Genomic DNA, 14,399 nt, shown 5'->3' with positions numbered 1-14,399 from the left:
GATAACGTTGCGATCTCGCTATGGTCTTGCTCACGGATCGAGCAAGCGTTTCGCGAAGTGTAGACGGAGGCAGGGTACTTACCAAGCGCTAATTTTCAGGGCCGACCTAGGCCGCGGTAGGTCCAACCCGCCGATCGCCACACTTCGGGACGAAGGCAATTACGTCCATCGATGATCGATTTTCCCCTGACGACCGGCTCGAGGTCCGCCGGGCGAAGTGCGACGAATTCCGCCCACTCCGTCAATACAAGGACGACGTCTGCTCGATCACACGCTTCTTCGACCGACGTCGCATAGTTGAGGGTCGGAAAAACGCGTCGAGAATTCTCCAGCGCCTTCGGATCGAAGACACTCACGACCGCGCCGTGCAACTGGATCATGCCCGCGACATTGAGCGCAGGTGAGTCGCGAACGTCGTCGGAGTCCGGCTTGAACGCTGCCCCGAGAACCGCGACGTTCGCACCGAGCAGCGATCCACCGACCGCAGCCGTCGCCAACTCGACCATCTTGGTCCGCCTGCGCATATTGATGTTGTCGACCTCGCGCAGGAACGTCAGCGCGTGGTCGGCGCCGAGTTCGCCCGCCCGCGCCATAAACGCCCTGATGTCCTTGGGCAGGCAGCCGCCGCCGAACCCGAGGCCGGCGTTGAGGAACCTGCGCCCGATCCTCGCGTCGTAGCCGAGTGCGTCGGCCAACTGCGTCACGTCGGCGCCGGTGGCCTCGCACACCTCGGACACTGCGTTGATAAATGAGATCTTCGTCGCAAGGAAGGCATTCGCGGAGACCTTGACCAGTTCGGCCGTCGCGAGGTCGGTCAGAAGGAACGGCACCTCGTTGTCGATGAGGTCTGCGTACAACTCGCGCAGCAGCGCCTCCGCCCGTCCGGGACGGTTCGGGTCGATCCCGACTACGAGCCGGTCCGGCCGCAGGGTGTCCTCGACAGCGAAACCTTCACGAAGAAATTCTGGGTTCCACACGACCTCGACATCTGTCCGGGCGAGCGTGGCGGCACGGTTGCCCAACTCGGCGGCTGTCCCGACGGGAACCGTCGACTTTCCGACGATCACCGACGGACGATCGAGCGACGGCACGAGCGTGTCGACAACAGAATGCACATGACGCAGGTCAGCGCCGTATTCGCCCTTCTTCTGCGGCGTACCGACGCCGAGAAAGTGCAGATCCGCGAACGCCGCGGCCTCGTCGTAGGACGTCGTGAACCGAAGCCGGCCCGCGTCGAGATTCCTTTTCAGGACATCGGAGAGCCCTGGTTCGTAGAACGGCACCTCGCCCGCCGACAGTTTGGCCACCTTGCCGGGGTCGATATCCACACCGAGCACGTCGTGGCCGAGTTCGGCCATACACGCGGCGTGGGTCGCACCCAGATATCCGGTTCCGAAGACTGTGCATCGCATATCCGATTGGTAACGGGCGCCGGTTAGCGGACTGCATCGGTCAGGGAAGTGTCGGGTCAACAGGAGGTGTACAAGGCGCGCAGCTGCCCGAGTTGTTTCAGGATTCACTCAGGAGACGCCAATACGATGCCGGGCATGACGATTCCGACCTCGACTCGACGCCTGCGCCGACGCCTCGGCGTTGCGCTGTTGGTCGCCGTTCTCGGGGTCACCGGTTTCGTGGTCGCACTGTGGCCCGTCTACGTCGACCCGATCGTCGACGAACCCGAACGCGCCGACGCGATCGTGGTGCTCGGTGGCGCGCACGATGGGCGCGAGGAGCTCGCGATCCGCCTGGCATCGCAGGGCTACGCCCCGCAGGTTGTGTTTTCCAATCCGTACGGCGCTTCCAGACGAATGCAGCGGCTCTGCTACGGCGAGTACACCTTCAAAGTCAGCTGCTTCGAGCCCGATCCGGCCACGACGCGAGGCGAGGGTCGTGAGATCCGGCGACTCGCTGCCGAGCAGGGCTGGACGCGCGTCATCGTCATGACGTTCACGCCGCACATTTCTCGATCGCGATACATCGTCGGCAAATGCTTCGACGGCGAGTTGCTAATGGTGCCGAGTCGACCAGAGTTGCGGAAGATCGACTGGGCTTGGAACTACGTGTATCAGTCGTTCGGCTATGCACGGGCATTGTTCGAGAACTGTTGAGGGCACAAACGAAGAATCCTGAAGGACCACCCCCCGACTATCGGGCGTCGTCCTCCAGGATCTCCGCGTAGCGAACTATTTACTTCAGTACGCTCCGTCTGATCGCGCTACCGCGCTGAGGGTCTTTTTGATGATGAGCAGGTCCTGCATCATCGACCAGTTCTCGACGTAGGAAACGTCGAGCCGAACGCTCTCGTCCCACGACAGATCCGATCGGCCGCTGACCTGCCACAAACCGGTGACCCCGGGGCGGACGAGGAGCCTGCGGCGAACGTTGCCGTCGTACTCCTCTACTTCACGACGTAGCGGGGGGCGCGGGCCGACGACACTCATCTCGCCCTTGAGGACGTTGATGAACTGCGGCAACTCATCGAGACTGAACCGACGCAGGACCTTGCCTACCTTGGTGACACGCGGATCGTCGCGCATCTTGAACAGCAGCCCCGCGCCCTCGTTCATGGCGACCAGCGCGTCGAGGTGCTTGTCAGCGTCGACGAACATGCTGCGGAACTTGATCATCTCGAACGGTTTGCCGTCGATACCCATACGTTCGGACTTGTAGAAGACCGGGCCGCGGCTCGTCAGTTTCACCGCAACCGCCGCTGCAATCATGACCGGTGCGATAGCAATCAGCGCGCAGAGCGCGAAACAGAAGTCGAACGCGGTCTTGCCGAACGACTTGGCACGGTCGAACTGAGGCTTCTCGACATGTACGAGGGGCATATTGGCGACGGGTCGGATTTCGATGCGCTGACCCGCCACGTCGACGACACCTGCCGTAACCACAAGGTCAACGCCGAGTGGTTCCAGCTCCCACACCATGTCTCGGATGCGGTCTGCGCCTAGGCGCTCTGTCGCGGCGACTGCAACCGTGTCGGCCCCGGTCAGTTTGACCGCCTCGACGACGGACATCGCGTCGTCGATCACCGGAATCTCGAGGCCCTCGACCTCGAAGGTCGGTTTGTCACCGAAGCGACGAGACGGCGTACAGACACCGACAACGCGGTAGCCCGACAACGTGTCTCGGGCGAAGGATGCCGTCATCGCCTTTGCGGCATCGCGACCGCCGACGACGAGAACCGAAGTCAGGTATTGGCCGGCGCGCCGTTGAGCGACTGCGTACCGACGCCAGCCGCGACGGCTCAGCAGCAAGCCGAGTAGACCAGCGGGGAGTGCGATCGCGAGGTAGCCGCGGGCGAGATCCACGCGCATCACGAGCGAGACGATGGCGATCAGACCGAACAATTTGAGCGTCGATGATGCAATGCGACGGTATTCCTCAGGTCCGCTGCCGATCACGCGCGGCGAGCGTGTGTTGGAGACCGAGAGGAACGCCAGCCAGACGGCCGCAATTGCGATGGAAACCGAGGTGTAGCCGATCTCGGTATTGCGGACCCACGCCAATGTGCCTTCGTCGCCGATCCCACCGAAGCGCACGATCTGAGCCACAGCTACCGCTCCGCAAACGATCATCGTATCCGTGGCCCGCAGACGACGGGCATACTCGCCCTGCCAGCGCTCGCGATCCGAATTGGGAAACGACTGCGATCGAGCAGCCACATCGACGGCTTGGTCACCTCGACCTAGAAAACTCATATCCGACGCACCCACCTCAGGGAGTCCAATGTTTGGATTCAGCCGACCCCCCCCCCGCGGACGTCAGGGTTTGAATACTAGGTGGTTGTGCGCACTTGCGGTAGGTCAAACGCGGAATTTACATACTCGAAGTTTGTTTTTGACGCTGTTGCAGACTACGAACCCTGCATCCTGGACAGCTACCTGCCAGCACCGGTTTCGAAGTTGAGGTACGCCTTGGACGGCGTCGGACCACGTTGACCCTGGTACTTGGAACCAACGGACGCACTTCCGTACGGGTTCTCGGCCGGACTCGACAGGCGGATCAAGCACAGCTGACCGATCTTCATACCTGGCCACAGCGTTATCGGCAGGTTAGCTACGTTCGACAACTCCAGCGTGATGTGTCCGCTGAAGCCCGGGTCGATGAAGCCTGCCGTCGAGTGCGTCAGGAGACCGAGCCGGCCGAGGCTCGACTTACCTTCCAGCCGACCGGCAAGGTCGTCGGGGAACGTGCAAAGCTCCAGCGTCGACCCCAGCACGAACTCACCCGGGTGCAACACGAACGGCTCACCCTTGGCAGGTTCGACGAGCGTTGTGAGTTCGTCCTGCCGCTGCGCCGGGTCGATGTGGGTGTACCGCGTGTTGTTGAAAACCCGGAACATGCCGTCCAACCGGACGTCCACACTCGACGGCTGAACGAGGTCGTCCCTGAACGGGTCGAGCCCGAGTCGACCGGCAGAAATCTCGGCCCTGATATCGCGATCTGAGAGCAGCACGACATGAGGCTATCCGGTTGGCCCCGCCGCCCGAGCGGTACCCATCGACGCTGCTAAAGTGGGCGCTCGCGGGGCTTGCTCCGTACGCCGATGTAGTTCAATGGCAGAACGGCAGCTTCCCAAGCTGCACACGCGGGTTCGATTCCCGTCATCGGCTCCATCCATCAATCAATCAATCCATCCATTGGGGTTGTTTACCAATTGGTCGACCATCGCATCTGAACGGCAGATCGCTGATTGGGCACACGTTAGGGCCCCTGGTGGGGGCACCCGTGCATGGCTAGTCGGGTCCGATGAACTGAATCCCTTCCGGCGGAGATTCGTAGACGATGAATTCGTTATCGGTGTCTGTGACTACTGCTGTGTAGAAGATGTCTTCACCGCTCACGGTGACGTGGCAGCCAGCGAGAAACCCTGGGATCTGCGGGATACGCAGGAGAACGGGATACCCGCCTGACACTCTGTCGGAGCCGTATGTAGCTCCGGCGGCATCGATGACGGCGCGCCGCATGGCGTCTCGGTCGACGAGGGGATCGTCGTCGGTCAGAGCGGACAGAGACACGAATGCCGGTGGATCGAACGGAATTCTGACGACGCGCGGACCTGATCCATCTCGCTCGGCAGGGACGGCGGGAGGTGGGACGACCAGCATTGCTGCGAGGGGACGTCGGTCATCAGGAGCGAGGGCGACCGTCCACCACCCGCCGTCATGCATAGGGACGGTTGCCGAGAGCGCCGCACCGTCACCGGCGGTTGCATCGAGGTACTCCTGGTAGCCGACAATCGTCCACCGTTCGTCGTACATTGCGACCGCGGCGCTCTGGTGAAGATCGGTCAACTCTCGTTCGTACAAGTCGGTGTCGTACGGATAGTTCGATTCCAGCATCGACTCGTGGAACGACTGCAGCGCTCCGGTGGAAGTGTTCATCGACGAGATACGGATCATTTCTGCCCCGGTGAGCCGTGCGACGGGTTCGGCGAATCCTCGAAACACGCCATCCTTATCAGCTGCGTCGGCGTATTCGCCGAAGTCCATGTTTGCGAGAGACAAGTTGGCTTCGATCGCGAACATCTTCTCAGGAATTGTTCGGAAGGTTCTGCCGCGCGGTCGTTCTGGATCGTCGTCGTTCGGGCTGGTGTCGACGACGAGGACGGTCTGCTCTGGGTCGGTGATGGTTTGATTGTCGAAAAGGAAGGCGTAGTACGTGGGGTGATGTGCGATCAGTGCGAGGAGATGATCGACGGTGAGTCTGTCGTACTCGCGGTTGTCGATACATGTCAGAGCGGCGCCGAAGTCGTCGTTACCGGGAGGCGGAGCGAGGGCCGCAAGCGCGGCGCTGCGCCACGCCGCGTCGTCGGAGAAATCGGTGCGAATCAATAACGATTCACCGTCGAAGTGATCCTCTAGAACGCGGCCGGTGCCCAAAAGTTCGGTGATCTCCGCGTTTCGCTGACTCGATCGTTCGGCGTCGAGTTCTGCGGCAATGACGTGAGGTTCACGCTCTGGCGGATCTACCGGCACGATCGAGTCGATTATTCGGGCGCAGTCCGCAACGTCGAGATTGTCGTTGCTTCGGATCTCGTATGTCCATGCCCCAGTTTCCTGCCGGTGGCGTGCGGGGGTGATGTCCATCGGCCATTCAAGCTTGGGTTCACCAATGTCGGTGACCCAGCGGCGCAGGACGAGATTGCATTGCTCGCTGTAGACGCCCAGGTCGAGCGCACCTGTACGGGGGTCGCCGGCGCTCGGGTTCGATCCGACTCGGATCGGAAGCCAAGTCGGTAGTGCGCGGGGCATCTCGTCCAAAAGACGCTGTTTTTCGATCTGGGCAATGTATTCACGCTCATGAGCCTCGAGATCTTCTTCGCGGGTCGGTCCAGTCCAAGTGAAGATGTCGCGGCTGAATTGTTCATCGAGACAGGGGTTTTCGAGCTCCATCCAGTGCGCTCGGTAGCGCCACGACAACGCGAGGCCGAGTTCGGCATCTATTACGTAGGTGACGAGGTCGGCCGAATGCTGATGTCGAAACGTGACTTCCCAGCCGTCGCGACCCCGGATCTGCACCGCTCGCGGCTCGGTCGGATCCAGGAGATCTGGCGGGTGAAGTTCGTTGTCCGATGGAGGTGGCCACGACTCGTAGGCTCGGAACAACCTCGACGGGAACCCCGACCTCGATTCGAAGCCGTAGGGCGTTTTCGCGCGGTGCAACATACCGCCATCGGTTGCGCGCCGGTAGACGTCGGTCGCGTTCTCGATGTGTACCGGTTCCCCGGACTCGTCGTCTATCCGCCAATACACCGCAGGCGAATGCCGAACTCGTTCGCCACCTCCGTTGGATTGATGCATGATCGCGCTGATCGATCGACCCATCGTGCCGTAGTTCAACCCCCGAACCTGCTCCCACGACATCGACATGTACTCAACCTATCGAGTCGTTGATTGGTAGATGGAGGCACGGCAATGAGCGCAAGCGTCGGGAACCACGCGGCGGCGTGCTGGCGCGCGCTGTGCAAGTGGCCTGCGGATTGATGCATAGGTTGGCGTCGCGGCGACTGACCGGGGCGTGGTGCGGCATGTGGGCGAATGCACCCACCTCCGCATGCGATGGAGCGGGCGGGCCAAGACGGACGGACACGGACGGAGCGGTAGTGCGTTGATTGATGGACGTCGTTCGTATTGATTGACGCACGCACGCTCTCCATCTCTTCTCTCTCTGGGGGGCTTCCCTTTATGAGGTGTTTGGGTTCACCTATTGAAGTCCGATTAGTCTGATTTGCCCGTTTGCCAACTTCTCACGACCATCAGTGTCCGCCGCAGCGGCAGTTGGCTTCTCGCAGCGGCCGCTTCTTGCTCCGCGCTCGGCTTGCAAATGGCCGAATTGTTACCAGGTAACAGCGTGAATGACCGAGCGCCACGAGGATCCAAGACTGTGCGGGTGCTAGAGCGGGGAGCCCGGAGGCGGTGTGCATCGAATAATGGCCGAGCCGGCAACGCCGACCGGACGTGCACATCCGTACTGCCGGCGACTGCCCACACAAGGGGGACGCGAACGTCGGCGAGGTCGACCCCGGCGTCAAACCCCAGCAGCCGAGTTCGCGTTCTGTGCTCTCGGCAGACTCGCAGTCGTAGCCTCTCGCCTATGACTGTCGAACGCTGGGAACGCCACGCAGAAATTCCGCTGCTGCTACTCGCGGGCGCATTCCTCGTCGCATACGCGTGGCCCGTACTGGACCGCCACGTCGACCCCGACGTTCGGTCCTGGTTGTCGATCGTCAGTTGGACAGTCTGGGCTGCGTTCGCCGTCGACTTCTCCGTCCGCCTCACCCTCGCGGAGAATCGTGTCAAATACGCGTTGCAACACTGGTACGACGTCGCTCTTATCGCGTTGCCCCTGCTGCGACCTCTGCGCCTGCTGCGACTACTGGCGTTGCTGCGGCTGCTCAATCGAACTGCGGCCGGGTCGCTGGTCGGCAGGGTGACGACATACGTCACGGGTGTAGCGGTCATGTCGATCGGCCTCGGAGCGATTGCCGTGCTCGACGTCGAACAGGATCACGCCGGAGCGAACATCACGACCTTCGGTGATGCGCTCTGGTGGGCTACTACCACAGTCACTACGGTCGGGTACGGCGACCGATATCCAGTCACCACGCCGGGCAGATTCATTGCCGTCGTCCTCATGCTTGTGGGTATCGCAGTGGTAGGAACCGTCACGGGGTCGGTCGCGGCCTGGCTCGTCACCAACGTCAAACGAGAAGAGCAAACACCTCAACCGGCGACGGAGACCACGCTGTGAGCCCGACAATGAATCTGTGAAGTTGTGTCGGTACGCACACGTACTCTCACGCGAACTGTGAAAGGTGGAGGGTGTGAGTCGAACCGACGATGCGTGGGCCGCGAACTGGAAACTGAGTTTGCGCGAGCTTGCCGCCTTGCGAGCGATGCAGGTGCGGATGATGCATCGTGACGTCACGGCAGAACGGAAGGCAAAAGCGGAAGGGCAGAAGACGGACCAGCTCGCCGCATTCACTTCCGAAACTGCGCGATTCTTAGCGGGCCTCCCCGTAGACAGCATGAATGAGGCAGAGTCGGAACTCGACGGCTCGTTGGCGGACGAGTCGGACCATGTCGATCTCGACGCGATTGTGCAGACAGCGTCGAAGCTCGCTGCAGAATTGACGGAGCGGTCGCAGGCCGTAGTGGTGCTGATCGAGCTGATGACCTTCTATCCGTGGTCCGGCGGTGCGAAGTGGAACGCCAAGGTCCGCGATGCCGCGATCACCGACGCCGCGATCGAGATGCCTGGACTCAGGCCGGACGATTTCGCAACGTTGACAACGGAATTCGACGCGCTCGTGAAGCAACTTCGTCGAAAGTCGATCCGTTGGGGTCGAGTTGCCGCCATGACCGTGCTCGGTCTGGGGGCGGGTGCGCTGACCGGTGGGTTGGCGGCACCGGCGGTCGGTGCAGCGGTCGGCGGAACGCTCGGGCTCAGCGGTGCTGCCGCGACATCTGCCGGGCTTGCAGCACTGGGCGGCGGATCACTCGCGACCGGTGGACTCGGCGTCGCTGGCGGCACATTGCTGGTCACCGGTGTCGGCGGATTGACAGCTGCGGGCGTGGCTGGCGCGAGCACGCGGTTCAGTCGGTTGGGTAGCGGCAGCATCGCCCTTGACGCGATCAAGCTCGATCTCATTGCACGAGTGCTGATTACCGACTCCGAGGACCGCGACCAAAAGATGAGGCGGGTCGTGGAAAGCCTTGCCCAGGTCGCGAACGATCTCAGCAAGAAAGTCAATCTGCTCTCCGAGCGGATCACCCAGCTCAAAGAGAAGAATCGGGTGCTGACCGAGGAAAACACCACACTGCGCGCCAAAGTGACACAGCTCAGCGCCGACCTCCGCCAGCTGCGCGATGCCGAGATCCGCGAACTACGCGCCGAATTGCAGGTCGCCGAACAGGACAAGTCGACAGTGGAGGTTGTCCTGGACCGGTTGGAAGAGAAAGTCGACCAGTGACCGATTCGTTCGAACGCAACCTCGACACGCAGGCGCGGCGGCTCGCCGACATCGACAAGGCCATCGACGCCGCCCTGGCAGACGATCCGGAGACCTCGCAACTGCCGGTATCGGCCGACCGGCAGACATACGCCCAACTCACGCAGTTCAACGATGGTTTGCGCGAGCAAAACGGTTGGTCCGACGTCGATCTCGATGCTGCGCTGACACCAGAGCATCGAGACGACCTCACTGCCTGGCGCCAACGGCAAAGGTTGCCATGGTCGACGACGGACCTTGCGATGGTCGGGGTGGCTGGGCTGGTTGGCGCGCTGTGCGTGTGGTTCGACTCTTCGACCGACCGGGCAGTGCGGACACAATTCGACGCACTCAGCAAAAGCGACCGGGTACGGAAGTGGGAGAAGTCAGGCAAAAGGCTGCCGATCGACTTCATGGGGAAAGGGTTCGGCGGCCGTGCCCACCGCATGAAATCCGGCGGACACGACATCCTCCGTCTCGTCTCGACACTGCGCCAGATCGTCGATGGCGAGTTCCGTGGCGTGAGATGGGAATTCGGCGAACGCATTCCCGTCGTCGAAGTAGGTCAGTTCGCTGACGTGGATGACTGGATGGACGCTGCTATCGCGTTGATGCAGCATCTGGTCGCAGACTTCCTGACCCCGATGAGCCTGCCGGTGCCGGGTATGTCGTGGCTGTATGAAAGTGACAACGAAAATATCAAAGACTTTGCGCTGCACGCTTACTCGGGGCTACGGCAAGGTGAAGGGTGGAACCTGCGGCAGGCCACGGTCGGACCGGGACTGACGTCGGTCATCACCGAACTGATCATTCGGACACACGTTCACGCCGACGCTTACCAACGAACTGGGACCGCGGTGCTGAGCGATCACGACCAGCGGAAGCACACTGAGTTGCGGCTGGCTGCGCATTCACTCGTCGGCGCAGCATCGCTGGGAAAGGCAGCCGCAGCTGCTCTTTCGATTCGGAGCGAGCGCGGCGTTCTTCATCCCGCAGCGTTGCGGCACATCCAAGTTCCCGCGTTGATCCTGTCCGGCAAGTTGGCCGTCACGATCGTTACGGACGCGCGTGCTGCCCAACGGTTGTCTGCGCCGAGCTGGGATGACCTCTTGATTGGGACGGCCCAAGTCTGGCAACTCGATCTGCCCGCCTCGCTGGAGCGTGCCGCGTTGAACAACGTGAGCAAGGAGAGCTAAGTCGCTCCTGCAGAACACCATTCGGTATTTGCCAAACATCGGCGAAGGGTGCGGGCATGCCTCGTTCGAGTACAGCCCAGCCACGCCGAAGGCGGTGAGCCGGTGTAGAACTTGTCCTATTTGAACAGTTTCGTTCTTCCGCCCTCCTTGGAGTGAGTTCGTATGGAATATCTGCGTTCGGGACAGAACTGCGGCATCGCCGACACATCGCTCTCTGTCTCGTGCAGCTGGCGCAGGTGGGGTGCAGTGGACGCCGACTTGTCCGCGATCTTGCTCGACAGTGGACGGCGGGTCCGCGGAGACGCTGATTTCGTGTTCTACAACCAGCCATCTTCAGTCGACGATGCAGTCCGGCACGTCGGGAAGCGAGCGGGCGATGATCGCGTCGAGGACCGGATCAGCATTGAGCTAGCAAGCGTCGCACACGATGTCCAGATGGTCGCAGTTGTGGTGAGTGTCGACGGCGACCCTGCCGCGACCGTTGCATCGCTCGCGAACCTCGATATCGCGATTCTCGATGCCGCTGACCGCCCGGTTGTGGGCTTCAGGATGCCGACGCTCACGACGGAAACAGCTGTCGTCTGCGTCGAAGTGTATCGCCGTGACGCCGGATGGAAGGTCCGCGCGGTCGGCCAGGGATACCAGGACGGCCTCGCCGGCCTCGCGCGAGACTTCGGCGTCACCGTCGACGACGAACCCACCGCCCCAGACCCCCAACCAGCAGCTCTCGGTGCACCTGTCATCGACTGGACCAACCCGCCAGTTCCTGCCGGTTACGAAATCTGAGAAAGGAATTCGATCATGGGGTTCCGCATCAGTAAATCGATCAAGCTCGCCCCTGGCGTCCGCATGACGGTCTCCAAGTCGGGTCTCGGCTACAGCGTCGGAGGAAAAGGAATGCGCGTCACCCGCCACGCCGGCGGACGTGTCAGCCGCACGACATCTATTCCCGGCACCGGAATCTCGCACAGCTCGACAATCCGGCCCGCACCACGCAAAGCCTCCTCGCCGCGCACACCCCCGAGCACCGCAGCACGGCCAATCGCGCCTCCGCCACCAATCGTGCCTGCCCGTCCCGGTGTTCTTGCACCCGGCTGGGAAAAGGACCTGCACCGCATTCTCGAATCCACCCAACCCGCAGACTTCGTCGCTATTGCGCAGAAACACGGCCGCACGGTGCCCGAAGCTCGTCTCCTAGCCGCCGCGCTGGAAGGCTTGCTGCACTATCAATTCCGCGAGACTAGCCCGTCAGCACCGGACCGTGCCCAAGCGTTGCTGGGTTGGGTAGTCGCTCAGAACGCGGTTCTCGAGCAAACGCCGTTCGTCACCAAGTACCTCGTCGACAAGACCTGGGCGGTCGAGATCGCCTACGGCATCACCGCGCACCTGCGCCTGTCCGATGACGTTCTCCGCCTCGCCGCGGCCGAACTACACCAAGCTGCGGGCGACCTACCCGCCGCGATCTGGACCGTCGAAAACGCCAACCCCACCACACCGGCCGCACTCTCGCTCACCGAGCTCTACAGCGACGCCAACCGCCACCAGGACGTCATCGACACAACCAACGGCATCACCAACGAAGACGACGCAACCACGCTGCTGCTCGCGCTCCGAGGACGAGCATTCGCTCACCAAGGTTTTCATGACGCAGCTCGCGAGTCTTTCAAGGAAGCTCTCCGCGTCCGCACCCGGTCGACCGAAGTGCGACACCGCGCACTGCTGGAACGCGCACAAGTAAACCTCGCACAAAACCGAAAAGCGCTCGCCCGCAAAGACATCGAGAAAGTTCTTGCAGAAGATCCGCACTACCCCGGGCTCAGCACTGCGCTCGCCGGACTGAACTAACGCGACTGTTCAACGCACACCTGAATAGAAATCACATGTTCCCCCTTCTTGCCGACAATCGACGAAAGAACCACCTATGCAGTACGAACCGGCCCCGTTTCTCCGCCGCCTCGGTGCGAGAGTGTTGGACCTGCTGATCTGCCTGCCGCTGACATTCCTAGTGGCCATCCCAGTAAGCATCGTGATTGTTTTCCCGGCTGTGTTGATTGCAGGCGACTCTCACAAAGACGCGGTCTACGGGCCAGCGGCGGCGCTGTGCTACTTCATCGCCTATGTCGGGGTCGAAGTGTTCCTGCTGATCCGACGTGACGGCCAAACGCTGGGAAAGGGGCTGTTCGGGCTTCGGGTCGTCCCCGCCGCCGAGTGGGCACGACCGGGGCTCCCGATCCGGGCAGCGGTAATCAGAATGCTGATCATCTTCCTGCCGTTCGTGTTTCTGTCTGTCGCTGGCGGCAACCCGGATGTGGCGGCGTTCGACGTCCTCGCGTGGGTGGGCATCCTCAGTGTTGTGGCGAGCTTGATTTTGGCGGCCATTCCCCGCTCCGGCCTCCGGCGAAGCCTTCACGATTTGGCCGCCAGCAGCCGAGTCGTGCGAGCCCCCAGACGAAAGATCGAATTGAAGCAGGACCTCTCGATGATGCTGCCCGGAAGAATCGACATGACTAAACGCCTCTGATTTGTCGACAACTTCCACGTAAATGCGGCGAACGAAGTGGTCAATTGCTTGCGTGCAAAGATCGACACTCTCCGAGACCGTGAAACGGATCGTCTGCTTCGCGTCTACCTGGTACCGCTGCCTGGCAGCGCTGTCGCGGTTCGCCGTGTGGGCGGTCGGGCCGGGGATGGTCCTCGATCGAACGTCCAATTCGGACTGTCGCGCGCGGCACGATCGTGCTTACAAATTCGGCGTAGCGGCGGGTTCGGCATAGCTCGGTTGATCACCGCACCCTCGTCGACCCACAGCGGAGGGCGGCGAGCGAAGGCGTCAAAGCAATGAACCGGCGTTCACCGAAGTGTGCCCAACGGGGTGCCTGACGTGTAACCGCCCAACGATTAATCGGGTTTCCAATCGCCCGGCCTGGGCAAGCCGAATAGGGAAACTAGTCTCCATCCACCCGCAGGTCATGCGCACGACGCCATAGCTCAGCTGGTGTGTCCAGGTAGCGGGCCGCACCGAACCTCGAATCTTTCACGCAGCGTGTCGAGCGTGCGGCGATGGTGCTCACGCTTTCTGCGGTGTCCGATCATGAACCGTGCGGTCTGAACCATCCGCCGCGGCAACGGGAACCACCGATCGAGGTCGAACCCTAGGTCAAGCAACGCCTTCGTCGGCACGTTGTCGATCACCAGGCTCATATTGTGCTGGCCGAGCGACATCATCGCAGGCCACAGTGCTGCCTTCGACTTCTGCCGCAGGTCGACCAGATCGAGCTCGTACAGGCGGGCATCTCGTATCTTGTCCGCGAACAGCAGGTGAGTGGTGAGGAAGCCCATCCACGAGGAGAGCGGGAAGGTCGCAGACCGCGGCTGTATGGAGATCACCCTGCCGCTGCGGGAGGCATACGGCTCGTACGGCCTGTCGCGGAAGAGATAACCCGTGCAATTCACTATCCAGCTGCCTGGTGCGATCGTTCTGGTGGCCCCGCTGCGGAACAGGATTTCGGTCGCGCCCTCGCGATCGAGGACATCTGCGACGTGGTCCATCGCCACCTCGCTCAGTCCGGCGGCAATCCGGTGACTCTCACCTTCGGACATGGAGGCACCGTTGAAGCTGCCGGGCGCAGGTGTCGACCAGGCGCCCCAATGCGTCCGCCACCAATCGCCGACTTCGGACTCGTTGGTCCCGTCGAAGCGCATGG

11 protein-coding genes, 1 tRNA gene and 1 pseudogene are annotated in these 14,399 nt (G+C 61.9%); 8 read left to right on the top strand and 5 right to left on the bottom strand.

Going from position 1 to position 14,399, the window contains the following annotated elements; genetic code table 11:
- Positions 1–95: 95 nt before the first annotated feature.
- Positions 96–1,412 carry a UDP-glucose dehydrogenase family protein gene (locus ACHIRB_RS15200; protein ID WP_395112832.1) on the bottom strand — a complete coding sequence of 439 codons (1,317 nt, stop codon included), beginning with the start codon at positions 1,410–1,412 and terminating at the stop codon, positions 96–98.
- 135 nt (positions 1,413–1,547) lie between these two features.
- Between ACHIRB_RS15200 and ACHIRB_RS15195 the strand changes: the two genes are divergently transcribed.
- Entirely contained in the window at positions 1,548–2,108 is a 561-nt protein-coding gene (locus tag ACHIRB_RS15195) for a YdcF family protein (protein ID WP_395112831.1), read from the top strand.
- Between the two features lie 84 nt (positions 2,109–2,192).
- On the opposite strand, the gene ACHIRB_RS15190 is transcribed toward ACHIRB_RS15195, so the two are convergent.
- Both ACHIRB_RS15190 and dcd read right to left on the bottom strand, forming a co-directional pair.
- The gene (locus ACHIRB_RS15190; RefSeq protein WP_465254683.1) at positions 2,193–3,581 is read right to left on the bottom strand and encodes a sugar transferase; all 1,389 of its coding nucleotides are present in this window, start codon (positions 3,579–3,581) and stop codon (positions 2,193–2,195) included.
- A 302-nt stretch (positions 3,582–3,883) separates the two neighbouring features.
- The gene (gene dcd / locus ACHIRB_RS15185; protein WP_395112829.1) at positions 3,884–4,462 is read right to left on the bottom strand and encodes a dCTP deaminase; all 579 of its coding nucleotides are present in this window, start codon (positions 4,460–4,462) and stop codon (positions 3,884–3,886) included.
- An 86-nt stretch (positions 4,463–4,548) separates the two neighbouring features.
- Between dcd and ACHIRB_RS15180 the strand changes: the two genes are divergently transcribed.
- Positions 4,549–4,622 (top strand) — tRNA-Gly (locus ACHIRB_RS15180).
- 120 nt (positions 4,623–4,742) lie between these two features.
- On the opposite strand, the gene ACHIRB_RS15175 is transcribed toward ACHIRB_RS15180, so the two are convergent.
- Positions 4,743–6,878 (bottom strand): DUF6924 domain-containing protein, encoded by a 2,136-nt coding sequence (locus tag ACHIRB_RS15175; protein ID WP_395125680.1) that lies wholly within the window; start codon positions 6,876–6,878, stop codon positions 4,743–4,745.
- Between the two features lie 724 nt (positions 6,879–7,602).
- Between ACHIRB_RS15175 and ACHIRB_RS15170 the strand changes: the two genes are divergently transcribed.
- The 6 genes from ACHIRB_RS15170 to ACHIRB_RS15145 all read left to right on the top strand — a co-directional run bounded on the left by ACHIRB_RS15170 (position 7,603) and on the right by ACHIRB_RS15145 (position 13,216).
- Entirely contained in the window at positions 7,603–8,259 is a 657-nt protein-coding gene (locus ACHIRB_RS15170) for a potassium channel family protein (RefSeq protein ID WP_395125681.1), read from the top strand.
- A 73-nt stretch (positions 8,260–8,332) separates the two neighbouring features.
- Positions 8,333–9,481, top strand: coding sequence for a hypothetical protein (locus ACHIRB_RS15165; RefSeq protein ID WP_395125682.1), 1,149 nt, complete (start codon positions 8,333–8,335; stop codon positions 9,479–9,481).
- Complete coding sequence (locus ACHIRB_RS15160; protein ID WP_395125683.1) at positions 9,478–10,695, top strand: hypothetical protein; 1,218 nt, start codon at positions 9,478–9,480, stop codon at positions 10,693–10,695. Before ACHIRB_RS15165 ends, ACHIRB_RS15160 begins: the two co-directional genes overlap by 4 nt.
- 162 nt (positions 10,696–10,857) lie before the next feature.
- Positions 10,858–11,481, top strand: coding sequence for a TerD family protein (locus tag ACHIRB_RS15155; protein ID WP_395112824.1), 624 nt, complete (start codon positions 10,858–10,860; stop codon positions 11,479–11,481).
- Positions 11,482–11,496: 15 nt separating this feature from the next.
- Positions 11,497–12,540, top strand: coding sequence for a DUF4236 domain-containing protein (locus tag ACHIRB_RS15150; RefSeq protein WP_395112823.1), 1,044 nt, complete (start codon positions 11,497–11,499; stop codon positions 12,538–12,540).
- A gap of 76 nt (positions 12,541–12,616) precedes the next feature.
- The gene (locus ACHIRB_RS15145; protein WP_395112822.1) at positions 12,617–13,216 is read left to right on the top strand and encodes an RDD family protein; all 600 of its coding nucleotides are present in this window, start codon (positions 12,617–12,619) and stop codon (positions 13,214–13,216) included.
- 467 nt (positions 13,217–13,683) lie between these two features.
- On the opposite strand, the pseudogene ACHIRB_RS15140 reads toward ACHIRB_RS15145, so the two are convergent.
- Positions 13,684–14,399, bottom strand: a pseudogene (locus ACHIRB_RS15140) (potassium transporter); the annotation flags it as partial.

It is taken from the genome of Antrihabitans spumae, from assembly GCF_043944905.1.
In the GTDB taxonomy this organism is placed as follows: Bacteria; Actinomycetota; Actinomycetes; order Mycobacteriales; family Mycobacteriaceae; genus Antrihabitans; species Antrihabitans spumae.
This window is presented reverse-complemented; position numbering and strand designations above follow the sequence as displayed.